This window comes from Sorangium sp. So ce836 (genome assembly GCF_028553905.1).
Classification (GTDB): Bacteria; Myxococcota_A; Polyangia; order Polyangiales; family Polyangiaceae; genus Sorangium; species Sorangium cellulosum_D.
On sequence record NZ_CP102233.1, the window covers coordinates 5,795,101 to 5,820,121 of the forward strand.

18 protein-coding genes and 1 pseudogene are annotated in these 25,021 nt (G+C 69.8%); 10 read left to right on the forward strand and 9 right to left on the reverse strand.

The window, feature by feature from the left end:
• Positions 1-54: 54 nt before the first annotated feature.
• The 5 genes from NQZ70_RS20895 (at position 55) to NQZ70_RS20915 (ending at position 9,808) form a co-directional block, all read left to right on the forward strand.
• Complete coding sequence (locus NQZ70_RS20895) at positions 55-891, forward strand: AraC family ligand binding domain-containing protein (protein ID WP_129575779.1); 837 nt, start codon at positions 55-57, stop codon at positions 889-891.
• Between the two features lie 255 nt (positions 892-1,146).
• Positions 1,147-1,986 (forward strand): family 16 glycosylhydrolase, encoded by an 840-nt coding sequence (locus tag NQZ70_RS20900; protein WP_129575780.1) that lies wholly within the window; start codon positions 1,147-1,149, stop codon positions 1,984-1,986.
• 213 nt (positions 1,987-2,199) lie between these two features.
• A complete protein-coding gene (locus NQZ70_RS20905; protein WP_129575782.1) occupies positions 2,200-4,953 on the forward strand; it encodes a serine/threonine-protein kinase in 2,754 nt (917 codons plus the stop codon).
• Positions 4,954-5,272: 319 nt separating this feature from the next.
• Positions 5,273-6,688: a serine hydrolase gene (locus NQZ70_RS20910; protein WP_129575783.1), complete on the forward strand. Its 1,416-nt coding sequence runs from the start codon at positions 5,273-5,275 to the stop codon at positions 6,686-6,688.
• A gap of 288 nt (positions 6,689-6,976) precedes the next feature.
• The gene (locus tag NQZ70_RS20915) at positions 6,977-9,808 is read left to right on the forward strand and encodes a PAS domain-containing protein (RefSeq protein WP_129575784.1); all 2,832 of its coding nucleotides are present in this window, start codon (positions 6,977-6,979) and stop codon (positions 9,806-9,808) included.
• On the opposite strand, the gene NQZ70_RS20920 is transcribed toward NQZ70_RS20915, so the two are convergent.
• The 6 genes and pseudogenes from NQZ70_RS20920 to NQZ70_RS20945 form a co-directional block, all read right to left on the reverse strand.
• Positions 9,783-11,027 (reverse strand): putative zinc-binding metallopeptidase, encoded by a 1,245-nt coding sequence (locus NQZ70_RS20920; RefSeq protein ID WP_237245473.1) that lies wholly within the window; start codon positions 11,025-11,027, stop codon positions 9,783-9,785. The genes NQZ70_RS20915 and NQZ70_RS20920 overlap by 26 nt on opposite strands.
• Before the next feature lie 226 nt (positions 11,028-11,253).
• Positions 11,254-12,564, reverse strand: coding sequence for a fibronectin type III domain-containing protein (locus NQZ70_RS20925; protein ID WP_324293061.1), 1,311 nt, complete (start codon positions 12,562-12,564; stop codon positions 11,254-11,256).
• A gap of 3 nt (positions 12,565-12,567) precedes the next feature.
• A pseudogene (locus tag NQZ70_RS20930) lies at positions 12,568-12,774 on the reverse strand (cellulose binding domain-containing protein); the annotation flags it as partial.
• Between the two features lie 18 nt (positions 12,775-12,792).
• Entirely contained in the window at positions 12,793-12,999 is a 207-nt protein-coding gene (locus NQZ70_RS20935) for a hypothetical protein (protein ID WP_129575786.1), read from the reverse strand.
• A gap of 233 nt (positions 13,000-13,232) precedes the next feature.
• Entirely contained in the window at positions 13,233-13,799 is a 567-nt protein-coding gene (locus NQZ70_RS20940; RefSeq protein ID WP_129575787.1) for a hypothetical protein, read from the reverse strand.
• Entirely contained in the window at positions 13,796-15,205 is a 1,410-nt protein-coding gene (locus tag NQZ70_RS20945; protein ID WP_165374077.1) for a M64 family metallopeptidase, read from the reverse strand. The genes NQZ70_RS20940 and NQZ70_RS20945 overlap by 4 nt, the downstream gene beginning before the upstream one ends.
• 305 nt (positions 15,206-15,510) lie before the next feature.
• Here NQZ70_RS20945 and NQZ70_RS20950 point away from each other — a divergent pair, with 305 nt between their 5' ends.
• Entirely contained in the window at positions 15,511-15,813 is a 303-nt protein-coding gene (locus tag NQZ70_RS20950) for a 4-oxalocrotonate tautomerase (RefSeq protein WP_207217907.1), read from the forward strand.
• A 781-nt stretch (positions 15,814-16,594) separates the two neighbouring features.
• The gene (locus tag NQZ70_RS20955; protein ID WP_129575790.1) at positions 16,595-18,073 is read left to right on the forward strand and encodes a glycoside hydrolase family 5 protein; all 1,479 of its coding nucleotides are present in this window, start codon (positions 16,595-16,597) and stop codon (positions 18,071-18,073) included.
• A gap of 179 nt (positions 18,074-18,252) precedes the next feature.
• On the opposite strand, the gene NQZ70_RS20960 is transcribed toward NQZ70_RS20955, so the two are convergent.
• Complete coding sequence (locus tag NQZ70_RS20960) at positions 18,253-19,197, reverse strand: AraC family transcriptional regulator (protein ID WP_129575791.1); 945 nt, start codon at positions 19,195-19,197, stop codon at positions 18,253-18,255.
• A 166-nt stretch (positions 19,198-19,363) separates the two neighbouring features.
• On the opposite strand from NQZ70_RS20960, the gene NQZ70_RS20965 reads away from it, so the two are divergent.
• Positions 19,364-20,407: an aldo/keto reductase gene (locus NQZ70_RS20965; protein ID WP_129575792.1), complete on the forward strand. Its 1,044-nt coding sequence runs from the start codon at positions 19,364-19,366 to the stop codon at positions 20,405-20,407.
• Between the two features lie 122 nt (positions 20,408-20,529).
• Positions 20,530-21,093, forward strand: a complete 564-nt coding sequence (locus tag NQZ70_RS20970) for a DinB family protein (RefSeq protein WP_129575793.1) — start codon at positions 20,530-20,532, stop codon at positions 21,091-21,093.
• Positions 21,094-21,106: 13 nt separating this feature from the next.
• On the opposite strand, the gene NQZ70_RS20975 is transcribed toward NQZ70_RS20970, so the two are convergent.
• Positions 21,107-21,925 (reverse strand): phytanoyl-CoA dioxygenase family protein, encoded by an 819-nt coding sequence (locus NQZ70_RS20975; RefSeq protein ID WP_129575794.1) that lies wholly within the window; start codon positions 21,923-21,925, stop codon positions 21,107-21,109.
• A 454-nt stretch (positions 21,926-22,379) separates the two neighbouring features.
• Between NQZ70_RS20975 and NQZ70_RS20980 the strand changes: the two genes are divergently transcribed.
• Complete coding sequence (locus NQZ70_RS20980) at positions 22,380-23,561, forward strand: endo-1,4-beta-xylanase (RefSeq protein WP_129575795.1); 1,182 nt, start codon at positions 22,380-22,382, stop codon at positions 23,559-23,561.
• 150 nt (positions 23,562-23,711) lie between these two features.
• On the opposite strand, the gene NQZ70_RS20985 is transcribed toward NQZ70_RS20980, so the two are convergent.
• The gene (locus NQZ70_RS20985; protein ID WP_129575796.1) at positions 23,712-24,899 is read right to left on the reverse strand and encodes a vWA domain-containing protein; all 1,188 of its coding nucleotides are present in this window, start codon (positions 24,897-24,899) and stop codon (positions 23,712-23,714) included.
• Between the last annotated feature and the right edge of the window lie 122 nt (positions 24,900-25,021).

Sequence of the window (25,021 nt, forward strand, 5' to 3'; positions counted from 1 at the left end):
CGCACCTTCAGCGCAGTGCTTTCCTGCCCAGGCTGCACTATCCTCGGACTTACCGTGAACCTGCTGTGGCAGTCGTTCCCCATGCCCAAAGGTCGCCGCGCCCAGGCTTGGCGATATCACCCCGTCTACCGGCGACCAGCCCATTTCCACGACGAGCCGGAGTTCAACCTCGTCGTCCGGGGAACGGCCACCTTTCGCGTGGGGCATCGTCGCGTTCCGATGGGCCGCGGATCGCTGTCGTGGTACCCGCCCGGGCTGGATCACTACCTCGAAGACGCCAGCCCGGACCTCGAGCTCTATGTGGCAGGGTTCCGGCCCGAGCTGATCGACGCGTTCGCGCGCGAGCACGGCTGCGCACCGAGCTTTTCACGGCCACACCAGCGCCTCGACGAGGCCACCTTGTCGGCTTGTACAGACGCTGTGGCCCAGGCGCCCAACAGCCGCGACGACCCGGCTGTCGAAGGACGGCTGCTCGAGTTGCTCGCGGTGCTGGCACAAATGTCACCTCCTCCGCAGATGAGCCTCGGGCACCGTGCTGCGGCCCTGCTGGTCGAGGCGCCGAGCCTCCGCCGCGACGAGCTGACCCGACGCCTGGCCAGCAACCGCGGCGATGTGAGCCGCAACTTTCGCCGCGACCAGGGGCTGTCGTTGACGGAGTACAAGAACCGGCTGCAAACGCTGAAGCTCCTCGAGCTGCTCGAACAGGGCTCCAGCCACTTGACTCACGCGGCGCTCGAGGCCGGGTTCGGTAGCTACTCGCGCTGTCACCAGGTGATCAGAGAGTTGCTGGGCATGGCGCCCAGCGCGCTCCTCGACCCAGGCACCCGAAGACGACTCGCTGACAGGTTGGAACCGTTGAGCGCACAGCACGATCGCCGAGATCCCGGGTAGCTCGCGCACCCGGACGCCTCGCTTTCGACGCCGCTGCTCCGCGGACCGGCGCTCGGTCTGCACAAACGCACAAACCTTGATGCTCGCCGTACGGCGGCTGAGTATCCGATCGGCATGCGAAGCCGACCAGCCCTTGCCTTGCTCGCGCTCCTGGCTTTTTCGGGATGCTCCGACGACTCGCCGGATCCGAGCTCCTCCCCCGCCGCTGGTGGAGCTCCCCCCAACACGGCGACGGGTGGGGGTGCTGCCGACCCCATGACCGGCGGCGGTGGCGGCATGCCGCCAGAGACGCCCATGACCGGTGGCGCAGGTGGCACGGGCGGCGCAGGTACGGGCGGCGCGAGCTCCGGTGAGACGAGCAGCGCAGCTGCAGGCGGCACGGGTGGCGCCGCTGGAGGTGGCGCTGGCGACGGCAGCTTCGAGCTCGCCTGGGAAGATCCGTTCGACACCGTCGATCTCACTCGCTGGCAGCTGATGACCCACAGCTGGGACGGCAATCTCGCGCAGTTTGCCGGCGAAAACGCCGCGGTCAGCGACGGCATCCTGCATCTCTCGCTGACGGCAGCCAACGATACAAGCAAGCCCTTCCGCGGCGTGGAAATGCGCTCTCGCGAGACGCTGACCTACGGAAAAATAGAAGCGTCGGCTCGGTTTGCGCGGGGCTCCGCAGTCGTCTCTTCTCTGGTGCTCATTTATACACCATGGCCCCCCGACGACTGGAACGAGCTCGACATCGAGTTCTTGGGCAAGAACACCGATCGTGTTCAGTTCAACCACATGGTGAACGTCCCGCCGGCCGATCCAGCCACCGGCCACCTCCAGTTCCCCGAGCTCGTCACGCTGGGCTTCAACCCCACAGCGGGCTTTCACACCTATGCCATCGAGTGGGTGCCCGGTGAGGCGCGCTTCTACGTCGACGGAGCGCTCATGCACACTGCCACCGAGGAAATGGAACGCATGGTCCTCCCTCAGAACATCCTCTTGACGATCTGGGCTTCTGGATCGCCAGGTTGGGCAGGCCCCGTCGACAGCAGCACCGCCCCCACGCGCGCCGAGTACGACTGGCTCCGCGTCTACCGCTACGTCGGTCCGTAGGTGCTCCGTGGGTTTCCCCGTCGGTTGAGTCACGCGCAGCAGCGCGCGGGGGCGGCGCCGTAGGAAGCGGGGTCGAACCGGACCCGTTCTTCCGCTGCTCGATCCGTGTGGACGGCGTGTTCGAGCCGGCGTCCGTGAAGCGGCTCTACCGGCGGTAGGCGCGCGCCGCTTTCGGTCTGGACAGGTGAGGCCGGACGCGTAGTGTAGTCTGTCGTGCGCAGCGCACCGGAGGTGAGCCACACGCAGGACCTCCAGGCGACTTCAGACGCTCTGGGAAGGGGGGCTCCGCCTGGCGAGGGCGACGAGCGAGCCGAGGGCGCGAGGCGGAGCTTTCGCCCCGGCGACATCGTCGCAGGCCAGTACCGGCTGGATCGGCTGCTCGGCGAAGGGGGCATGGGCGTGGTCTGGGCCGCGGTCCACGCGCTGACCGGCGCGCGGGTCGCGCTCAAGTTCGTGAAGGGCGTGTCCGGCGCGGCGCACCTGCGCCTGCTGCGCGAGGCGAGGATGGCGCACGCGCTCGACCACCCGAGCGTGGTCGCGGTGCACGACGTCGTGCTCGAGGGCGGAGCGCCCGTGATGGTCATGGAGCTCCTGTCCGGCGAGTCGCTCGCCAGCAGGCTCTCTCGCGAGCCGAGGTTGTCCGTCGCGGAGGTCGCCTCGATCTTCCTGCCGGTCGTCTCGGCCGTCCGCGCGGCGCACGCGAACGGCGTGATCCACCGCGATCTGAAGCCGGAGAACATTTTTCTCGTCGACGTACCGAGCTGGCAGGTCAAGGTCCTCGACTTCGGCATCGCGAAGCAGATGCCCACGAACGGACGGGACGCTCGAACACCGAAGCTCACCGACAGCGGGACGAGGCTGGGCACGCCCTGCTACATGTCACCGGAGCAGGCGGTCGGAGACCCGATCGATCACCGGACGGACATCTGGTCGCTCGGCCTCCTCCTCTACGAGTGCCTGTCGGGCGCGCTCCCCACGCGCGCCGACAATGCCCCGCAGGTGTTGAAGATCATCGTGACGGGCCACATTCGCCCGCTGCGCGAGCTCGCGCCCGACGTGCCCGCGGAGCTGGCCTGCCTCGTGAGCCGCATGCTGTCGGTGTCGCCCGACACCCGGGTCTCGGACCTGAGGGAGGTCCAAGAGGCGCTCGCAGCGCTCGCGCCGGCGGCGGCGCCGAGGCTCGGCGCGCCGCAGGCGGCGGCGGCTGCCCGGTCGGGGCCGCCGGCGGCTATTCCGGCAGCGCCGGTCGAGCGGCCGGGCGGCCACGCGGCGAACGTGGACGAGGTGGATCCCTTGGCCCCGACCGAGCGCCTCGGCGATGCGGTGCGTCCGGCGGAGCGCCGCTCGACCGGGAGACGCGCCGGCTTCCGGGTGGCGGCGTTCCGGCTCGGCCTCGTCGTGGCGATTGCGGGGGGCCTCGCCGCGGTGCTCGCGCCGCGGGGAGAGCCTGATCCAGTCCAGGAGCTGCCGCCCACCACGATCAACGAGCGAGCGCGATTCTGGTACAGCGCCGCGCTCCAGGCCCTCGGCGACGCCAACGAGGGCCAGGCGGTGGAGCACCTCCGGCAGGCGATCTTCCACCACTACGCCTTTGCCGAGGCGCATCTCCGCCTCGCGATCTACTCCCCGGAGCGCGCCGAAGCGCGGCGGCACTACGCGCGCGCCCGGGAGCGGGGCGCCGCGCTCGGCGCCATCGATCGAGCGCTCCTGGACGCGATGGAGCCGGCGCTCGGCCGCGATCCCGAGGATACGGCGCTCTGCGCCAAGAAACTGCGCGCGGTCATCAAGGAGCACCCGCACGAGGCGGAGCCGTATGCCATCCTCGCGCGGTACACGCTGCGCTGGAACATTCACGCCAGCGCCGACGCGGCGAAGGGGGCCATCGCGAGCGACCCCCAGCGCGCCCAGGGATGGGCCGCGCGGGCGCGGTCGTCGCGACATCTCGGGGCGTACAACGACGCCGTCTCCGCCGCCGACCGCTGCCTCGAGATCTCTCCCCGCGCGGCGGACTGCTACGAGGTCCTGAGCGAGGTCCACAGCGCGCGCCACGACTGCGCGGAGGTCGAGCGGGACCTCCTGCGCATGCTGTCGAGGACGAGCGCCAGGGGCCCGATGATCCATCGCAGGCTCGCGTCGTCGAGCCACGCGCAGAGGCGGCCTCCCGACGCCGTGATGGTGCCGCTGCGGCAGAGCTGGGTCTCGCTGCCGGAGCGGGAGCGGCGCTATCTCTCGATGCTCGACGAGTCGAACGTGCACGCGCTCGCGGGCGACTTCGCGAAGGCCGAGGTGCTGCTGCGGAGCGCGCGCCTGTGGATGGAAGCGGAGTCCACGGCTCACCGCGACGCCGCCCGAGCGCTCATCGACATCTACCTCGAGACCGATCGCGAGCTCGAGGCGGCGAGCATGGCCCGGACGTGCCTCGACAACTACAGCGCGTGCGCCGGCGGCGCGCCGGACCTGCTGCGGGTCCTGCTGCACGCCGGCGGCATCTCCCGCGCCACGTTCGAGGCGAAGCAGGCCGCGCACCTGTCGCTGTCGAGCGCTCCGGGCGCCCCGGAGCACGTGCTCTCCCTCCTGACGAAGGCGCACGCGCGCTGGATCCAGGGCTTCGAGGAGGCCGCGGAGGAGGCCCCCGCGCTGCCGATCGCGGCGCTGACGAGCGATCAGATCGGTCCGGAGCTCCACGCGGACATCGGTGCGGTCTACCACCTCGCGGGCATGCCTCACCATGCCATCCCCGCGCTCCGCAAGGCGGTCGCGACGTGCGATATGCTGGACTGGCCGGTGAGGTACGTCCGCTCGTTCTGGTTCCTCGGTCAGGCCCTCGAGCGGACGGGGGACACTCCCGGCGCGTGCCGGGCCTACGCGAGCGTGATCGAGCGCTGGGGAGGCGCGAGCCCACCCTCCTCGACCGCGGCGCGGGCGCGCGAGAGATCGAGGGCGCTCGGCTGCGGACCGACCGACTGACCGTCCTCCGCGCGCCGGAGAGGGCGCCGCGTCATCGTGGACGGAGCGGTCGGGCGCGACGCGCTCATCGCATGTGGCCTGTGCAACATCTGATGGCGTGATTGTTTGCGAGCGCTCATCGGACACGTGTGCAGAGCGGCGGCGCCTTCGCACAAGGGAGCTCGTTTCGTCTTGACACCCCGTGTCCGCGCGGCGTCTGCGTAGGTCAAATCAGCATGGTTGTCGGGATGAACCCGGCTAGCTGGCGCGCTGGAGAGCGCGTTATCATGGTGGTCTCGACCTTTTGTCGCCGGGCAGCTCTGGCGAGGAGGCATCATCCATGGGAACGACGTCTTTTCTCGTGTCTTCCGCGGCGGTCCTGGCATGTCTCGGCGCGCCGGACGTCGCTCGAGGGCTCGTCTCTCAGCCCTCGAGCGGCGCGTGGCCGCGCCGGCTTCAGCCTGCGGAGCCGGAGTCCGTGTACATGAGCAGCGCCGCGCTGCGCGAGGCGACGCTGGCCCTGGAGGACGCCATCGCGGGCGGGGAGATCCGGGGCGCTGTCCTCCTGGTCGCCCGCCACGGGCGGATCGTGCTCCACGAGGCGCTGGGCGAGCGCGACGGGTTCAACGCGAGCTGGCCGGACATGCCGTCGCCGCCGATGCCGCGCGACGGGATCTTCGATCTGGAGTCGATGACGAAGCCGTTCACCGTCTTCCTCGCGATGAGGATGCAGGAGTCCGGCCGGTTCCCCGGCTTCAAGATCGACAACACGGTCGCGTCGTACTACCCCGAGTTCGCCACGAGCCCGGACAAGGAGCGCGTGACGATCAGGGACCTGATGCGCTACGTGTCGGGCGAGGACATGGACGCGAGCGGCGTCCTCGGCGCCAGCGATCGCTGGCACACGATGCTCACGGCGCCCTTGCTCTACACGCCGAGCCAGAAGGTCCTCTACAGCGACCTCGGGTTTCGCATCCTCGGCCACGTGCTGGAGAAGGCGGGCGGCGACTCGCTGCAGGGCCTCATGAAGACCACCATCTTCGATCCGCTCGAGATGTCGAGCACGTCCTACCGGCCGAAGCTCCACATGCCCGCGATGAGCGATCGCTTCGTGGGGACGGCGTGGTCGAGCGAGCGCGGGCGTTACCTGCGGGGCGAGGTGCAGGACGAGACCGACTACGACGTGGAGGAGAACACGGGGACCCCTCGGTACGGCCACCTGACCGGGTGCGACGGCCTGTTCTCGACGGCGCTCGATCTCGCGAAGTTCGGGCAGGTGCTCCTGAACCGGGGCGTCCACGTCTGGGGCCCGGACGCGCTCTGCAACCCGATGCTCCTGTCCTGTCCGGGCCAGCGGATCCTGTCGCGGTCCTCGGTGGAGCGCATGACGACGCTGCAGACGGGCGACATGGGCCTCCCGACGCCGGCGACCACGTTCGCCCAGAACCTGTTCTATTCGGGCAAGGGGCTCGGATGGGAGATGTACGATCCCGGCGCGTGGCCCGGCGGCGATCACACCTCGGCCGTGGCGTACAGCAAGACCGGCGGCGCCGGGACGCTCATGATCATCGACCCCGATCCGGCGCGAGACCTGATGATCATCCTGCTCACGAACCACGGGCTCCCGGGCTACGACCACCTCGGGGTCGACGAGGACCAGCTGTGGTACTGGGACGATTTCGACGCGATGATCGAAGACATCCGCGCGGAGGAGGTCAGCGATGCGGTCAACCTGTCGCTGATGGATGTCCCGTAGGGGGCCTCACGCCGGCGTCCTTCGGCGGGACATGGGGTGTTCGCGCCGGGGCCATTCGGCACATCGGGCCGTCGCGCGAAGTCGCTCGGCGCCGTCTGCGGATGAGCGATGAGCAGCGAGCATGCCGTGGCCGGGTGTGCGCCCGCGATCGCGCGGGGTGGGCGGGCGCGGCGCGGCGGGCGCGGCAGTGCGCCGGGACGTGCGCCGAATGACGCGGCGGAGCGCATGGCGCTTGCGCCCGTGCGAGCGTGCCCTCAAAGGTAGGTGTCCCGCCGCGAGGACCCCCGGATGAACGACGACCTCCGCATCAGCCCACCCAACGCCGCGACCCGCACCGAGAAGGCGAGCGCCGAGGTAGAGCTCGCCCCGCTCTCCCCCGAGGATCGTCTCTCGTCGTTCTACGCCGGGTGCCCGGTCGCGCTGTTCACGACCACGCCCGAGGGGCGCTTCATCGACGCGAACCGCGCGTTCGCGCGCCTCCTCGGCTACGCGGACCACACGCGGTTCCTCGACCTGCCCGTCCCGGGCTTCTACGCCGACCAGCGGCAGCGGCAGGAGATCATGCGCACCCTCGACCAGGAGGGCGCCGTCCACGGATACGAGGTCGAGTTCGTGCGCCTCGACGGGACGCGCCTGTGGGTCAGCATCACCGCGCGCGCCATCCGCGACGCGACCGGGCGCGTCGCGCGCTACGAGGGCGCGCTCGAGGACGTGACGCCGCGCCGGTTGGCGCAGGACATGCTGCGCCTCAGCGATCAGCGCTTCCACCTCCTCGCCAAGGCCACGAACGACACCATCTGGGACTGGGACTTCACCGCCGGCACGGTCTGGTGGAACGAGAACTTCGAGCGCACCTTCGGCTACCGGCTCGACGACCTCGAGCCGGGGCCCGAGAGCTGGACGGGCCGCATCCACCCCGACGATATCGAGCGCGTCTCGCGCAGCATCCACGACGCCATCGACGGCACCGCGACGGCGTGGAGCGGCGAGTACCGCTTCCGCCGCGCCGACGGCGAGTACGCGTACATCTACGACCGCGGCGTCGTGCTGCGCGACGCGACCGGCAAGGCCGTCCGCATGATCGGCTCGATGATGGACGCCACCCTGCAGCGCCGGCAGCAGATCCTCCTCGGGTGGCAGCGCAAGGTGCTCGAGATGATCGCCCTCCACCATGGCATCGAGGAGACGCTCGAGGTGCTGTGCCGCGACGCCGAGGAGCTCTCGGCGGGCCGCCGCTTCACCGTGCTGCTCGCGAGCGAGGACGGCCGCCGCCTCCTCCACGGCGCGGCGCCGAGCCTGCCGGCGTCGTACAACAAGGCGGTGCACGGGATCCTCGTCGGCCCGTGCGCGGGCTCGTGCGGCACCGCCGCCCACCGCCGCGCGCCGGTCATCGTGGAGGACATCGCGACAGATCCGCTCTGGGCCGACTTCCGCCAGCTCGCCCTGCCGCTCGGGCTGCGCGCCTGCTGGTCCACCCCCATCGTCTCCTCGAGGGGCGAGGTGCTCGGCACCTGGGCCGTGTACCGGTCCGCGCCCGGCGCGCCGACCCCCGCCGACGACGAGGTCGTCCGCGTCGCGACGCGCCTCGCCGCCATCGCCATCGAGCGCGCCCGCGCGGAGCGCGCGCTGCGCGAGAGTCGCGAGCAGCTCGCGAAGGCGCAGGAGGTCGCGCACCTCGGGAGCTGGTCGTGGGACGTCGCCGCGGGCAAGCTCGACTGGTCCGAGGAGCAGCTCCGCATCCACGGCCTGCCGCGCGAGAGCAGCGGCGTCCGGCCCGACGCCGCCATCGCCTGCGTCCACCCGGAGGACAGGGCGCGCGTCGCCGCCGACCTCGAGGCGCTGCTCTGGCAGGCCGGCTCGGGCGAGATGACGTACCGCATCGTGCGGCCCGACGGCGCGACGCGCTGGATCCACGCGCGCACGGAGGTCGAGCGCGCGCCCGACGGCGCGCCGGCGCGGCTGCTCGGCACGTGCCACGACATCACCGAGCAGCGGCAGGCGCAGCGGGCGCTCCAGGAGAAGGAGGAGCGCCTCCGCGCGGCGCTCGACGCCTCGGCGACGGGCACGTTCCGCTGGATCCCGGCCACGAACGAGCTCGACTGGGACGAGAACCTCGATCGGCTCTTCGGCCTTCCGGTGGGCACCACCGCGCGCCACATCGACCAGTTCACGAGCCTCGTCCACCCCGACGACCGGGAGCGCGTCTTCGAGGCGCTCGATCGCTGCGTGCACGACGGCGCCGACTTCGACCTGGAGTTCCGCGTGGTGTGGCCCGACGGCAGCGTCCACTGGCTGCTCGATCGCGGCCGCATGCTCCGCGACGCCGAGGGCAGGCCGCTCACGATGACGGGCGCGTGCACCGACGTGACGGAGCGCATGAACGCGGAGCTCGCGCTGCGCCAGCGCGCGGACGAGCTGGCCAGGCTCACGGAGGCGCTGCAGCGCATGAACCGCGAGCTCGACCAGTTCGCCTACATCACGTCGCACGATCTCAAGGCGCCGCTGCGGGGCATCGCGAACCTCTCGCAGTGGATCGAGGACGACGAGGGCGAGCGCCTCAGCGACTTGTCCAAGCGGAACCTGGAGCTCCTGCGCATCCGCGTGCAGCGCATGGACGCGCTCATCGACGCCATCCTCGCGTACTCGCGCGTCGGTCGCATCCGCGTGCCCACCGAGGTGGTCGCCGTGGGCCCGCTCGTCGAGGAGGTGGTGGATCTCCTGTCGCCGCCGGGGGGCTTCCGCGTCGAGATCGCCGGCCCGCTGCCCAGCGTCGTCGCGGAGCGCGCGCTGCTCCAGCAGGTCTTCATGAACCTCATCGGCAACGCCATCAAGCACCACCGCGACAAGGGGAACGGCCGCGCGGTGGTCTCGTGCGCGGACGCCGGCTCGCACTGGCGCTTCACGGTGGAGGACAACGGCCCTGGCATCGCGCCGCGCTTCCACGACAAGGTGTTCATCATCTTCCAGACGCTGGAGGCGCGGGACCGGTCGGAGGGCACGGGGGTCGGGCTCGCGCTCGTGAAGAAGATCGTCGAGAGCAGCGGCGGCGCCGTCGCCCTCGACTCGGACCTCGGGCGCGGCGCGGCCTTCTCGTTCACCTGGCCCAAGGCGCTGGTATAGCGGCGGGCGGCGTCGCGGCGGCTGCGTGGATCGCGGCGGTCTGGGTCGCGGCGGCGGTCTGGGTCGCGGCGAGGGCTCCGTTCACGACGAGGTGGATGAACTGAAGCTTGGCCACGGCGGGGCGCGGCATCACGAACGGGTAGAAGTCGTGCTGGCCCATGCTGCGCGACATCTCGTTGAGCACGGCCGTCAGCTCCACCCAGGCGTTCAGGAAGCCGAGGAAGCTCGCGGCCCCTGGATCGTCCGGCCGCCACAGCGCGTCGGCGCCCCAGGGCTCGGCGTCGAGCTCCACCTCGTCGGCGTCGATGCCGAAGCTGAGGGCCGTGTCCACGGTGTCGACCATGTGGAGGTAGTGGGCCCAGGTCTCGGCCCAGTCTTCCCACGGGTGCATGCTGGCGTAGGCGCTGACGAAGCGCTGCGGCCAGTCGGCGGGCGGGCCCTGCTCGTAGTTGGCCTTCAGCGCGGCGGCGTAGTCCTGCTGCTCGTCGCCGAACAGCTCCCGGAACGGCGCGAGCCATCCGGTGTCGCGCACCAGGCGGTCCCAGTAGTAATGGCCGATCTCGTGCCGGAAGTGCCCGAGCAGCGTGCGGTAGGGCTCGCGCATCGCGGCGCGGATGCGCTCGCGCGTGGCGTCGTCCGCCTCCTCGATGTTCAGGGTGATGACGCCGTCGGCGTGGCCGGTCATCACCCTGGGCCCATCCGGCGGCGAGGCGAGGAAGTCGAAGCAGAGGCCGTGCTCCGGGTCCTCGCCGACCTTGGACTTCACCGGCAGGTTCAGCGCGAGGAGCTGTGACACGAGCCGTCGCTTGGCCGTCTCGATGCGGCGCCACAGCGCCTGGTGCTCGGCGACGTTGAGATCGGGAATGGTGCGGTTGAGCCGGCACGCGGCGCAGAGCGCGGGGGCCTCGGCCGCCGCCGGGACGAGCCAGTTGCAGCCCGACGCCAGGTCGAAGTTGCCGCAGCGTCGATAGAGGCGCGGCGGGGCCGCCGTGTCGTTCCAGAGCTGCCAGGTGCCCTCGGTCGGCCCGGGCTTCAGCGGCAGCACCTGGGCGCGCTCGGGCTCGTAGCCGAGCGGCGTCTTGCAGGCCAGGCATTCGCTGTTGCGGAAGAACACCGGCCTCGCGCACTGGCACCGGTACGCGCGCGGGGCGGTGGGTTGCTTGATGGGTTTCCATGCGCTGCGCAGGCGCGTGATCAGGCTGTCGAAGCGAGTGGACATGGAGGGTGGATGCGTCTCGACCATGCTCGGTTTCCGCTCGCTGGTAGCAAGCCATGTGCCAGGACAGCAGGCCATGTGCCAGATACGGGACGCGATGTTCGCGGCGTATGCCTGAGGCCGTATGCCGACGGGCGGCTCGCGCCGGTGTCGCGGAGTGTCTCAGTGTGGCGATGTGGAGGCGCTGCGGGCGCCCGAGGGCGGCCCGACCCAGGTTGGGGTCACCCGCTCACGGCACCGTGTCCTTGCGGGTGACCGACGAGCTTCGGAAGCCGGCGATCTTCGCGTCGACCTCGGCGGGCGACAGGATCGCGTCCTTGGCGAAGTACACCCAGTCCGCGTCCTCGTGGTACGTGCGCGAGCTGCCCTGGGCCGCGTCGAGCTGGTCGAACCAGACCTGGAAGCTCAGGTACTGACCCTCCTCCGGGACGAACCTGGACGCGTGCGTCACCCTCGCCACCCCGTCGATGTAGTACGTGATCGATGTGCTGGTGATCTGAATTACAAGCGTATGCCAGCCGTCGTGGCTCCCGGACACGAGGCTCGACGTCTTGTCGGTCGTCGTCTCCCACGAGGTCAGCCACATCGTGCTGGTGTTGCCCTGCCCCCAGCCGCCGTTCGGCATGTACTCGAAATCCTGCTCCGAGTAGTCCGGGTCGCCGTCGACATACTCGGTGATCGTGAAGAACGTCTCGATCGGCTTGTCGCCGAAGAGGCGCGCGCCCGACAGCGGCGTATCGTAGAACTTCACCCGGGCGGCGTACGTGCCCAGCCGGAACTTCCTCGACGTGGACATGACCTCCGCATGCGAGCTCCCCGCCGCCGCGCCGTTCGTGGTCGCCTTGAGCCGCATCAGCTTGTTCGCCCCGTTCGCCGGATCGGCGACCAGCGAGACGTTGGACGGCAGCCACTGCGCGCCGCTCACGCCGGGCCCGCCCGACCAGCTCCGCAGCGACCACCAGGAGCGAAAGCTGCTGTCGCCCGTGCCCGTGTAGCTGAAGTCGTCGAAGAGCTCCGCCACGACAGCGCTTCCGGCGGGCGTCGTCGCGCTCGCCTGAGGGGACGCCCCCGACTCGCCCCCCGCGCTCGAGGCCGTGACCTTGTAATGGTAGGCGGTGGACGCCGACAGGCCGGTGCTGTTGTAGCTGGTCGACGTCACCCCGGAGGCGATCCGGTTGCCCGCCGCCGGCGCGAATCCCGGCGTGGTCGACCGGTACACGCTGTAGCTCGTCGCCCCGCTGCTCGCCGACCAGCTCAGGGCGATCGCGCTCGAGCTCACCGCCGTCGCCGTCAGCGCCGCCGGCGCCGCCGGCGTCGACACGCTGCCGCTCGGCGGAGTCCCGCCGCGCAGGCCGCCCGTGGGCGCCGAGCCGGCGTCGTGCACGGTGATCCGGCTCCAGCTGGCGAAGTTGGTCTGGCTGCTGTACGAGTAGTCGTCGGTCTCATCGACGTTGACGCCGAACTGGATCCCGAGGTCGATCGGCTGGGTGGTGGCCCCCGGGGCGAGGCTCCCGGCGCTGCTCGAGAAGCGGATCTCCACGTAGCTGTCGGCGCCGCTCGAGGAGACGCTCCCGGTCGCCAGCGTGATGTTGCTGCAGGACGGGCTCCACCACCAGCACGCGGGGGTCACGGTCGCGGCGCCGTTCTTCTTGAGCCAGTACCGCACGACGATGCTGCTCAGCGGCACCGTCGCCGTGGTGTTGTTGCGCAGCCGGATGCCAGCCTCGGCGATCGTGTCGTTCGGGGCGGCTGCATCGTAGTTGGCGTATTAAACGGTGAAGTCGGTCGTCGCGGCGAAGCCCTCGCTCCCGGGGCACACGACGGACATGACGAGGACGACGCCCAGCCACGCGAGGCGGAGGCCGCGAGCCCGCAGGACGACGCCGGCCCTCCCGCCGAGGGGCACAGGGCGCCTGCGCTCGGCCGGACGCGCCTGCTGACGATCGCTCCGTGAAGCTCTCGATTGCGATTCCATCCACTGCACCTCTTTCTGGCGATGTCCGCCGGCTCCGAGGCGATCGAGTGGAATCGTCCAGTCGCACGCGAGGCCGGCCCTGACGGATGCGTTTCGCTACCGGGGCGGTGGAAAAGTGCGCAATCGATCGAGGGCGCTCCCGGTGGCCCTTTCTGCATGCCGCCACCGACGCCGCTCCTTCGGAAAATCGTCCTGAGGCCGCCGGCAGCTGCGCCGGGGAGGGCGGGCGTCCTTCAACCGCCTTCGAGGCAGATCGCGCGCACGAAGCGCCTCACGGTCGAGGCGCGGTGCTCGGCGTAGTAGCCCTCCGCCGCCGCTCTCGACGCCTCGCCGGGCGCCTCGAGGCACCCGGCGATGATCTCGTAGCCGTCCTGGAGCCGGCTCGGGTCCCCGGGGTGCGTGCGACGATACTCGTGCACGAGCTCGCGCATGCGCGCGCCGTTCCGCGCGCTCATCGCGTCGTTCAGCAGCGCGATCAGACCGTTTTCGTGCTGCATCTCGAGGTGACGCGGCGTGATGGGGTGAGGGTGAGCGGGGCCGTCGTGCCGGTCGTCGGGGCTCGGCCCGATGACGGCCAGGTCGAGGGCCGCCGCGGCGAGCTGGGCGCTGCCGGCCAGCGCGGGCGGCTCGCTCGTCGTGCGGCGCGACGCCGCCTCGCGCGGCGTCTCCTCCTGCGACGCTTCCTGCCGGGACGAGGGCGGCCGTCGTCCATCGGGCTCTCGCGAGCGATCGACGAGCCACAGCGCCCCGCCGAGGAGCGCCAGCGCGGCCACGGCCCATCGCCTGCGCGTCGACCTCATGGAATCGTCACCGTCCACGTCACCGTCTCCTGCGAGCGGGGCCAGTTGTCGCGGCCCCAGCAGGGATCGTAGTACCTGGGGTTCGTCGACGGCGGCGGGTCGAGGCACTCGCCGCTGCGGTAGCGCACCCACTCTTCGCCGACATTGTCGTAGGCCCTGGCGACGATCGTGTGCGTGCCCCGAGCGAGGCCCGCCGCGGCGACGTTGTAGACGGGGCCGCCGTCGGTCGCGATCACCTCGCCGTCGAGCGTCCAATCGACGCTGATGACCTCGGGATCGATCACGTTGACCGCGAGCGTCGCCGGGGCGGTGACGGCGCCAGCGGGCGGATCGGTCGAGTCGATCGGCCTGACGCGCATCCAGATATCCATGATCATCTTCTCGCGCGAGACCGGGTTGAAGCTCGTGTTCTTGTGGCCTCCGAACAGGCTGTTCATCATCGAGTTCGACGACGGGCGATACTGCCCGCCGTCGACGTAGCGGCTGCCGACGAAGGTGCCCTGGAGGCCCGTGGAGTCGGCGGCGTCGTAGCCCAGCCACTTGTCCCATTTGCCCGCCGTCGTCGTGCAGTCGGCCGTCGAGTTCACCTCGACGTACTCGGTGCCGCTGCCGCCGCACGTGTTCGCGCCGCAGCCCGAGCCGGTCGCCTTGGCGCAATACTCGTCGGCGAGCTGATGAAAGCCGTGGCCGCCTTCGTGCAGGGCCGCGCCGGGAGCCTCCGGATGCGCGCCCGACCAGAGCATCCAGGACGAGCCCGTGTTCCACCAGCGATCGTTGTTCAGCACGATGGCGTGCCAGTCGACCTCGAAGTCGTCGGGGAGATTCGCCGCGAGCGCGTCGTCCGCCGCGCGGGTATTGCAGTCTGCGAGGCGGCTCTCGTCGTCGCCGGTGCAACCGAGCACGCCTGGGACGCCGTTCGAGGGGCTGACCAGCTTGATGGCGCAGATGTTGACGAACTTTCGATACCTGCTGTACGGCTCGCCGATCGGGCTGCTGAAGCGCAGGGCCATCGCCGCCTCGATGTGCTCGATGTACGTGGTGTTCACGGCCGTGGCGTCGTAGCCGTCGCCGATGATGACGTAGTTGACGCGGTTCTCAGGCGGGCCCGCGCTCTCGATGGCCACGCCGTTCGTGCCGCAATCGAGGACGTACGCGGGGCCGCCTCCTCCAGCGCCGCCGGGCACGAAAGCACCCCCGGCGCCCGCGCCGGCAGAGCCGCCCTGGCCCGCGCCGCCCGAGCCTGGACTGCCGGTGCCTCCGGCTCCGTCGCCTGCTGAGCCGCCGGCCGCGAGGTGGCCGCCCTCGGACGCACTGCCGCTGTCCGTCGTCGTGCCGCTGCCCGGTGCCTCGCCGCAAGCGCAGAGCGCCACCAGGCATGAAACGCGCAGCCTCCAGCTCGATTTCATCGCTTTCGCCTCACGACCCCTCGCCGGTGATACCCATCGCGCCGTCGTCGATGACAAGGTCCAAGTGCGCATCCATTCATCGGGAGCGACGCGCCAGAGGACCCCCTTCGAGGCCAAAATGTGAACGTTAACATGGCTGATGTCAACGGCGATCGGCCGGCTCGCGGCGAGTTCGAGCCGATACAGGACGAGCCCCATGGTTCTCCTCCCGAGCGCCGCGTCAAGTCAAGAAGAGGGGTGCCGTGTCACGCCGGCCGGGGCGCCGCGCCCTCGAGGAGCGTCGGCCGACGAGGCGTCAGGCCGCCTTGGCCCACGCCGCGAGCGCGCCGGCGGTGGTGATCGACTTCATCGAGCCATCGCGCTGGTTCGTCGCCGGGCGCGCGCTGTCGCAGCAGGGCGCGCGCTCGTATCACTGGATGGTCAGCATCACCGACGAGACCAACACGAAGGCCGAGAAGGCGGCCTACCTGAAGGCGGTCCACGGGGCGATGCGCGAGCTCCTGGGCGAGGTGGCGGAGCACTCCTACATCCATATCGCGGACCTGCGCGCCAGCGCCTACGGCTACGGCGGGCTCACGCAGGAGCACCGCTACCAGCGCCCCGCATGACGGCGAAGCGCACGATGGCGGTCCCCCCGGCGCCGACAAGGCCCTCGACAGAGGGCAACCGCCGCCGCGACCGTCGCATTGACACGCCGTTTCCCAGGGTTTGACACGGAGCATCATGATGGCGCGAAATCTTGACACAGGGCATTATGTCGGCGCGCCGACGCCCGGGAAATTCGTGACCGATCCGAAAGTCAAGCTCCGCGAGGCCAGGCCGTAGGGAGTGCCCTGCTGCGTGCGCTCGTCGGATCGATGAGGGCATGAAGAGATCCACCCTCGTGGGAAAGCGACACTCTGTCGATAATTATCCAGCCATGCCCGCATGGCGGGGCACATCCCATCTTGACCCCTTGTTTTATGGCGGGTAGTGTACAGCCCCGGTTGGCAACCCGTCGGTGTTGCCTGTCTGCGAATTCTGCACAGGGTCGACTTCGAGCGCGACCAAGCCTTTAGATTGGATTGGCTTGCGGTTGAATCACGGGGGCGTGGACGCTCGGAGCCGTGTGCCGTGCGCTGAGTTCGAGCTTAACGAAAGAGCGGAGCTATGAGAATCCGAGGAAGCCATATCTTCTTGTGTTCCTTTTCCATCGCCGGCCTGCTGGCCATCGGCTGCGGCGGTGACAGCTCGAGCGGTGCCAGCGGTGACACCGCGGGCTCGGGTGGCGCGGGCGCGAGCGCGGGCGTGGGCGCAGGCAGCCCCACCAGCAGCGGCGTTGGCGCTGGCACCCCCACCAGCAGCGGCGTTGGCGCTGGCACCCCCACCAGCAGCGGCGTTGGCGCTGGCATGCCCACGGGGACGGGCGCCGGCGGCGGCGGCGGCGGCTCCACCAACCCGAACGGGGATCCCACGCCGGCGACGGATGGCTCGCCGCCCGGCCGATTCCGGGTCAACGCCGAGGGCCGCCTGACGCAGGACGGCACGGCGATCCAGGTTCGCGGCGGCAACTGGTTCGGGCTCGAGGGACAAGACGATCTCGAGCGTCCCGGCGCCATGGAGCTCTTCATCGGGGCGATGTGGTGGGTGGAGAACGCCAGCCCGCGCACGATCGAGCAGACGATGAAGGAGCTCACGAGCTCTGCTCTCAAGTTCAACACGATCCGGCTTCCGATCGCGCCGCAGACCCTGGTCGCCAATCACCCGGACGGCGACTACAGCAGGACCTCGCCCCGGATCAGGAACAACAACGAGAAGGTCTACCCGTACGCGAACGCCCGCAAGGCGCTCGAGGACTTCCTCGTCCAGGCCAACAAGAACAACCTGAACGTCATCATCGGCATCCACTCCTGCTCGAACCACCTCGGGTGGCGCGCGGGCAGGCTCGACGATGCCCCGCCCTACGTCGACAGCAATCGCGAGAACTACGATTACAAGGCGGACGCCTACAACTGCACGATGGGCGAGGACGCCTACAGCATGGAGAAGTGGCTCGCGGACATCCGCACGATCGCGCGGCTGCCCAAGGAGCTCAACATCAAGAACGTCATCGGTGTCGACTGCTTCAACGAGCCGTGGAAGTACTCCTGGGCCAAGTGGGCAGATATGGCCAAGGCGTGCTACGACGTCATCAAAGAGGAGAACGACGACATGATCGCCGTTGTCCAGGGCGTGTCCGGCAGCTACCAGCCGGAGGGCACCAGCGGCCTGACGTCGGAGCCGGAGCCCCACGGCGATGAGAACCTCAACCCGAACTGGGGTGAGAACTTCTTCGGGCAGCACGCCTACCCGATCCAGATCCCCAAGGATCGGCTCTGCTTCTCGCCCCACACCTACGGGCCTGCGGTGTTCGTTCAGAAGCAGCACGTCGATCAGTCCCAGGCCGGGTGCGCCGGGCTCGAGGACGAAGAGGCCGCCAAGGCCAAGTGCGGGCTGGACATCGAACGCTCCAACCCGGCGGCCGTCGAGAGGCTGGCAAAGCAGTGGGACGAGCACTTCGGGTTCCTCCACGACGAGAAGTTCTGCGTGATCACCGGCGAGTTCGGCGGCGTGAAGGACTGGCCGAAGAACGAGATGGATCCGGGGCTGGCCCAGCTGTGGGCGCACTTGCCTGCCGGCAAGCGCTACGACTGGGAGTGGCAGAACATGTACACGGACTACCTGATCAAGAAGGGGATGACGGACTTCACCTACTGGTCCATCAACCCCGAGTCGGGTGATACGGGCGGCATCTACGGCCACAAGTACACCGACGCCGACAAGACGGGCTGGGGCACCTGGACCGAGCTCGACAAGGAGAAGGTCGATATGCTGGCTCGTCTCAAGTAGACCGAGCCGCAGATCGTGACGACCGCCCGCAGGCCTGGCCCTGCGGGCGGTTTTCTTTTGGCGGCCAGAGCCGGCCGGCCGGAGCGCGCGCGGCGCGGGGGCCGTGAAGCGTGCGCCGAGGATGACCGAGCGCGTTCGCCTCGACGAATTCCCGCCGCCCGAGGAGCCAGCCGGACCTGTCAATCCGCTCGCTCCTCGTCAAACCGATGCTTCCGACGGTAGCGCCCCGGCGACATGCCCATGACGCGCCGGAACACCTTGCCGAACGAGCTCTCCGACTCGTAGCCGACCGCCGTCGCGATCGCCGCGAGCTTCATCGGCCGGTTCTCGCGCATCATGCTCGCGGCCCGCACCATCCGCCACTGCGTCAGGTGATCGAGCGGCGTCTCCCCGACGAGCTCGCGAAACCGCGCGGCGAACGCCGAGCGGGACATCGATGCGACGCGCGCGAGCTCCGGCACCGTCCACGCGCGGCCCGGCGCCGCGTGCATCTGCCGCAGCGCCTCGCCGATCTGCGGGTCGCCGAGCGCCCGGAGCCAGCTCTGGCTCCCGGCCGGAAGCGACGCCTGGATGCGCGTGCGCATCGCCTGGACGAAGAGCACCTCGGCGAGCCGGTCCACGACCGCGGGCGACCCGGGCAGGCCCTGCGCGATCTCGGCGGCGATGAACTGGAGCGTCGACTGGAACCAGGGCGCCGCGTGCGCGTCCGACGCCGCGAGGTGGATGATCGGCGGAAGATGCCTGACCAGGAGCTCGCTCTCGGGCGAGGCGAAGGTGAAGCACCCGGCGATCACGGTGACGGGCGCGCCGCCGCCGCCGTGCGCGATCAGCCGCGACCGGTAGAACGCCTCCGGCGGCGTCACGCCCTCTGCCGCGCGCAGGCGCGCCCTGGGGCTGCTCCGGAGCGAATACGCCTCGGGCGCGGGCAGGAAGACGAAATCGCCGCCGACGAGCGGCACGAGCGCCTGCTCGTCGACGCCGAGGAAGCAGGAGCCGCGGGTCACGATGAGACAGATGCCCTTCCTGCCCGGAAACTGGAGCCCGAACGGGGCCGTGAGCTCGAGCCTGCCGTAGAGGTGCCCCTGGGTCCGGAGCAGCGCCATGATCTCGGTGAGAACATCCACATCTACCTCGCTCGCGTGGCGTTTTGGACCAGAAAACCGGCGCATTCGACATGGATGCTCCAGGCCGTGAGGCGTACGGTGCGGTCACCGCGTGAGCATAAGCGGCCGTGACCGTCAGGTCTACGTCGGCCGCGGAGGGCGTCATTCCCGCGGTGAGGAGCTCTCGATGCGCTACAAGATTCTCGGCCGGCGTACCGGCCTCAAGGTCTCCGCGTTGTGTCTGGGCACCGGGATGTTCGGGAGGGCGTGGGGCTACGGCGCCGCGCCGGAAGAGGTGCGGACCATCCTGCAGGGCTATGTCGAGGCGGGCGGCAACTTCATCGATACCGCCGACAATTATCAGCACGGCGAGGCCGAGCGGCTGATCGGCGAGATCGTCGCCCCGTATCGGAACGACCTCGTCATCGCGTCCAAGTTCAGCCGCGGCGCCGGTCCGGCGCCGGCGCTGGCCCGGCTCGGGAACAACCGCAAGGCCATGGTGCAGGCCGTCGAGGAGAGCCTCGTACGGTTGAAGACGGACCGCATCGATCTCTATTTCGTTCACATGGACGACGGCGTGACCCCCATCGACGAGATCGTGCGCGGGCTCGACGACCTCGTGCGGGCCGGCAAGATCGTCTACGGCGGGCTCTCGAACTTCCCGGCCTGGCGCGTCGCCATGGGCGTGAAGGCCGGCGATCTCCGCGGCTCGTCCCCGCTCGCCGCGATCCAGGTCGAATACAGCCTGCTCCAGCGCACCACGGAGCGCGAGCTCCTGCCGATGGCGGACGCGCTGGGCCTCGGCGTGATGGGGTGGTCACCGATGGCCGGCGGCCTCCTGACCGGCAAGTACCGGAAGGGAGAGCGCGGCCGCGCGACCGATCTGAAGGCGAGCGTGCTGCACGACGAGCCCGCGCGCCACGGCCCCGTGCTCGACGCGCTCGTCGCCGTCGCGGACGACCTGGGCGCGAGCCCGGGTCAGGTCGCGATCGCCTGGGCGGCCGCGAGGGGCGTGATCCCCGTCCTTGGGCCGCGGACCCGCGCTCAGCTCGACGAGAACCTCGGCGCCGCGGCGCTCGCGCTCGACGACGCGAGCCTCCGTCGCCTGGACCAGGTCAGCGCGGTCTCGCTCGGTTATCCCCACGAGCTCAATGGCCACGCCGAGCAGCGCGCGACCATGACCGGAAACCGGTGGGAGCAGATCGACTTTCCCGAGCGGACCGTCGCGTGAGCTGTGGCAGGGGGGGCCGGAACCATCCGAGCGAGCTGGCAAAGAAGGAGGAAGTGCGGAGGGCCTATCTCGGGCCGTGAGCCCCCTCGGTCCTCGGCGGGCGGCCGTGCTAGGCTGGGGCCATGAGACGCGACAGCCCCGAGGTCCCGCCTCCGCCCGTGGCCGGCGAGGCTCGGGGCTACTTGATCCGGCAGCTCGAGATAGCGTGGCAGCTCACCAGCTTCCACCTCGACGGGCTCACGACCGAAGAGTGCTTGTGGCGCCCGGCTGACGAGGGATTGCACGTTCGTCGGACCGACGATGGAACGTGGCGCGCCGACTGGCCGGAGCACGAGGGATACGACCTCGGCCCGCCGAGCATCGCCTGGGTGACGTGGCATCTCGGGTTCTGGTGGTCCATGGTGCTCGACCACTCGTTCGGCGGCGGAGCCCTCGCGCGCGAGGACGTGACCTGGCCTGGCGATGCCGACGGCGTGCGCGCGTGGCTCGGGGGGCTTCAGGAGCAGTGGCGGGCGGCGATCGAGCGGGCCACCGACGACGACCTGCGCTCGACGCGGCGGACGCGGTGGCCCTTCCAGGACCGGCCGTTCGGCGACGTCGTCGCGTGGGCCAACGTCGAGCTCACGAAGAACGCCGCGGAGCTCGGCTACGCGCGCTTCCTCTACGCACGAAGGCCGCGCGGTTAGAGGGCGAGCCAGCCTATCCGGCGGGCTTGACCTGGGTCGGATCGATGGTCGCCGCGCCGCTCAGCGCCAGGCGGATGGCTTGCTCGACGGGTGAGTAGTCGCCGCGCTCGCGTTCGAGCTGGAGCGGCTCGGTCGGGAGCAAGGGGGGCTGAGCCATGAAGCGGGGGCGCGCGCCGCGGTGGGGCTGCGCGGTGTGGACGAGGAACGGGTGGCACAGGTAGACCGTCCCCGCGTCGCCCGTCGCGAGCACCTGCGGCCGATGCGCCGTCTCCGCGAAGCCGTTCGCGGCCAGCTCACGCAAGGTCAACCCCGGCTCGCCGGCCGGCGCCAGCTGCCGCGCGATGTCGAGGTGCGACCCCGCTCGGATGCGCGTGGGCGCGTCGTCGTCCCCGACATCCGAGAAGAGAAAAAGCATGAGCAGCGCGCGGCCGCGCGACCTGACGTTCGCGCGCCACTCCATGAAGTCGGGGGCCTCGGTGCCGAAGCTCACGTCGATGTGCCAGCCCGCGTCCCCCGGGTCGAGGGGCGACGGGAAGCGGATGGGGAACGTGCCGAGGACGGCGGGCGGCTGCCAGCGCCCGCTGCCGACCAGTTGATCGAGCGCGGCGCGGAGCACCGGGGTGTTCGCGGCCTCGGCGAAGGGTCGCTGGCCGTAGTGCCCGAGTCGAACCACCGGCTTCGTCCAGGTCTTGGGGTCGTCCGGGGTCATGCCCGTGTCGCGCCACAGGATGGCGCGGGCCTCATCGGCGAGGGTCCGGGGGAACGCCGCGTCGATGCGGACGAAGCCCTGGGTGATGAAGTGCTCGATCTGCGAACGGTTCAACTCGGCCATGGCGCGGACCACCTTGTACGGACCGTCTCGGCGGCGCAAGTCGGAAGGGTCCGTCGAGGCCAGCGACCAGCGCCCTCCAGCGCCAGCGGCCTCAACCTGCGCCACGACCTCCCGGTACCTCAACCTGGGTCAGGACAGCCGCCCCCCGCCCAGTCGGCTGCGTCCGCGCACCCCAACCAGGTTCCGGCTCGCCGTCACGTTCGCCTTCAGGTGCAAAGTTGCTGTGTTGGCGCAAGGAGCCAATAGCACTGCATGTTTCTTCTCGAGAAAAACGCCAAGCGTAGGCGTTTTCAGGCGAATGTCGCAGATCACTTTCATCGGTAGCGGGAATTGTAGGCGCCGGGCTCCTGGCGTGGGCATCGCTGAGCGTGTGCGCTCCGGCTCGCGTCGCTGTCGGTCGGCTCTCTCGCTCCTGGAATCTCCAACCCAATCGCTCAACTCTCGGAAGTCCAACATGACCAAGAACCGTTCTTCTCGATGGCTGTGCGGCGCGACGTGGGTCGCGCTCGGGCTCGCGACTCTCTCTGGATGCTCCGGCGGGGGCGACGGCGGCGAGGGGGGCGCGGACGGCGAGGGGGGAGCGGGCACCACGACCAGCACCAGCACCAGCGCTGGCCCGACGACGAGCAGCAGCAGCAGCAGCTCGGCCGCCAGCGGCACCGGGGGGGCGGGGACGACCAGCTCTTCGACGACCGGCGGTTCGAGCGCGGGCGGCGGTGGGGCGGGCGGTGAGGACAACGGGGCCGGCGGAGGCGGCGGGGCCCCTGCCGCGAAGTTCGTCGGCAACATCACGACGAGCGGCGCCGTGCGCAACGGCTTCGCGACCTACTGGAACCAGATCACGCCCGAGAACGAGGGCAAGTGGGGCTCCGTCGAGAGCTCCCGCGGCCGTCGCGACTGGAGCAAGCTCGACGCGATCTACAAGTACGCGAAGGACAACAACATCATCTTCAAGCACCACGTCTTCGTGTGGGGCAGCCAGCAACCGAACTGGGTCGGGGGCCTCTCCGGGTCGGAGCAGCAGGCGGCGGTGCGGGACTGGATGAAGTCGTTCTGCGAGCGCTACCCCGATACGAAGTACATCGACGTCGTCAACGAGCCGCCGCCCCACACCACGCCCTCGTACAAGAACGGCATCGGCGGCGACGGCGCCAGCGGCTGGGACTGGATCGTCAACTCGTTCAAGTGGGCTCGCGAGTTCTGCCCGCGCGCGGTCTTGATCCTCAACGACTACAACAACATCGAATACGAGAACGACCACAACAACTTCGTGCGGATCGCGAGGGCGGTCATCGACGCGGGCGCCCCGGTCGACGCGCTGGGCGCTCAGGCCCACGACGCTTACAAGATCAACACCAGCACCGTCAAGGGCTACATCGACAAGCTCGCCGCGCTGGGCAAGCCCGTGTACATCACCGAGTACGATATCGGCATCGCGGACGACAACCAGCAGAAGAGGGTGATGGAGGAGCAGTTCACGATGTTCTGGAATCACCCCGCCGTCCCGGGCATCACCCTGTGGGGCTACATCGTCGGCACCACATGGCGCGACAACACCGGCATTCAGCATTCGAACGGCACCATGCGGCCGGCCATGGCCTGGCTCATGGAGTTCCTGGGTCGCGGTGGGACCTGACGTCACGCTGACGCGATGATCCGCGCGAGCTCCCTCCGCGGAGGGAGCTCGTCGAAGTTCGATTCACCCGTCGCGCGTCCACCCTGACCGGCTCGCCCGGCCGGCGAAATCCCCGGGGAAGGGGCCGCGCCGGCCGGGGAGCGCTGCCGATCACAGCGGTACTTCGATCACGTCTTCGCAGGTGAAGTCGACGCCCAGAGACACCTCGACCTGGGCTTGCACCACGGCGCACGTGTCGTCGCAGAGCACGATCGCGGTCGGGTTCGCGGGATCGTCGTAGCGCCATGTGCCCGCGGCCGCGCAGGCCTGATCGTACACGAGCGACGTCGGGGTGCTGGTCGCGGCGCTCGTGTATTTCACGTCCACCTTCTGCTTGTCGAATGTCCTCCCGTCGGGGGGCGGCGGGATCGGGATCGTGCACGAGACCGCAGCGCCGCGGATCTCCTCGACGGCCGCCTTGAACGCGGCCGTGGTGTCCGCCGCGTTGCCGGTGTCGATGATGAACTCCTCTCCCGTATCGCCCGCCGCCGCGATCACGCGCAGGTTCTCATCGAGGCTCGGCGGGGCGCCTTCCACCGGCGGACTGTTGACCCCGATCACGAACGTCGAGATGCCGGCGGTGCGCGCAGCGTCGACGCGCTCGACGACGGCCTCGATCGAGTTCGACTGGCGGCATTGCTCCGGATAGCCGTCGGTCACGAGGACGATCGCGTATTTCCCGGGGTTCTGCTGGCGTTGCTCCTCGATGTACGCGGTCGTGCCCTCGATCACGAACGCCGTCGGCGTGCCGATGCGCCAGCTCCGGTTGTCCTGAGGCGTGACGGCATCGATCGCCTCGCCGAACGCCGGAGACGGCAGCGGCGTCATCGCGACGTCCGGCGCCAAGTACGTATTCGCGTCGCACATCTGCCGCGCGCCAGGGAAGAACGTGAGCGACGCCCGGAACCCGGCCGAGGCGGGATCCACGAAGAATTGCTTCGTCGCGGCGACGACGGGATCCCACTTGAGCGACCGATCGCGCCAGGCCACGTCGTTCGCGCCCATGCTGCCCGACACGTCGAACGCGAACGCGAGGTACACCTGCTGGAACCCGGCCTGGGAGGTCTCGGTGGCGCACGCCTGTCCCGCAGCCGTCGAGCCGCCGCTGCTGGCGCTGCTTGCACCGGAATTTCCGCTCGATCCCAGATCGTTCCCGCTGCCAAAGGTGTCGTCGTAGCCGGTGCCGGTGCCGGTGCCGGTTCCGGTGTCGTTACCGTTGCCGGTGCTGTTCGGGGAGCCTCCGTCACCCTCGCCGCTGCCCTGGACCCCGCTGCATGCGGCGCTGGCCAAACTCACCATCGACAAAGCTATGGCCATCGTAGGCAATCTCATAAATCCACTCCTCTTCGAGCGCGTGCCAGGCGCGATACGCCGGCACGACGCACATGAAAACGAGAGGCCTCCGGAGGCGGAATTTTGCA

Coding starts and splice junctions, on each gene's coding strand:
- NQZ70_RS20920 (WP_237245473.1), bottom strand. CDS start 11,027: ATGTCCACTCGCTTCGACAGCCTGATCACGCGCCTGCGCAGCGCATGG.
- NQZ70_RS20910 (WP_129575783.1), top strand. CDS start 5,273: ATGGGAACGACGTCTTTTCTCGTGTCTTCCGCGGCGGTCCTGGCATGT.
- NQZ70_RS20975 (WP_129575794.1), bottom strand. CDS start 21,925: ATGGCCGAGTTGAACCGTTCGCAGATCGAGCACTTCATCACCCAGGGC.
- NQZ70_RS20935 (WP_129575786.1), bottom strand. CDS start 12,999: ATGGAATCGCAATCGAGAGCTTCACGGAGCGATCGTCAGCAGGCGCGT.
- NQZ70_RS20970 (WP_129575793.1), top strand. CDS start 20,530: ATGAGACGCGACAGCCCCGAGGTCCCGCCTCCGCCCGTGGCCGGCGAG.
- NQZ70_RS20945 (WP_165374077.1), bottom strand. CDS start 15,205: ATGAAATCGAGCTGGAGGCTGCGCGTTTCATGCCTGGTGGCGCTCTGC.
- NQZ70_RS20985 (WP_129575796.1), bottom strand. CDS start 24,899: ATGGTGAGTTTGGCCAGCGCCGCATGCAGCGGGGTCCAGGGCAGCGGC.
- NQZ70_RS20965 (WP_129575792.1), top strand. CDS start 19,364: ATGCGCTACAAGATTCTCGGCCGGCGTACCGGCCTCAAGGTCTCCGCG.
- NQZ70_RS20915 (WP_129575784.1), top strand. CDS start 6,977: ATGAACGACGACCTCCGCATCAGCCCACCCAACGCCGCGACCCGCACC.
- NQZ70_RS20955 (WP_129575790.1), top strand. CDS start 16,595: ATGCCCACGGGGACGGGCGCCGGCGGCGGCGGCGGCGGCTCCACCAAC.
- NQZ70_RS20940 (WP_129575787.1), bottom strand. CDS start 13,799: ATGAGGTCGACGCGCAGGCGATGGGCCGTGGCCGCGCTGGCGCTCCTC.
- NQZ70_RS20900 (WP_129575780.1), top strand. CDS start 1,147: ATGACCGGCGGCGGTGGCGGCATGCCGCCAGAGACGCCCATGACCGGT.
- NQZ70_RS20980 (WP_129575795.1), top strand. CDS start 22,380: ATGACCAAGAACCGTTCTTCTCGATGGCTGTGCGGCGCGACGTGGGTC.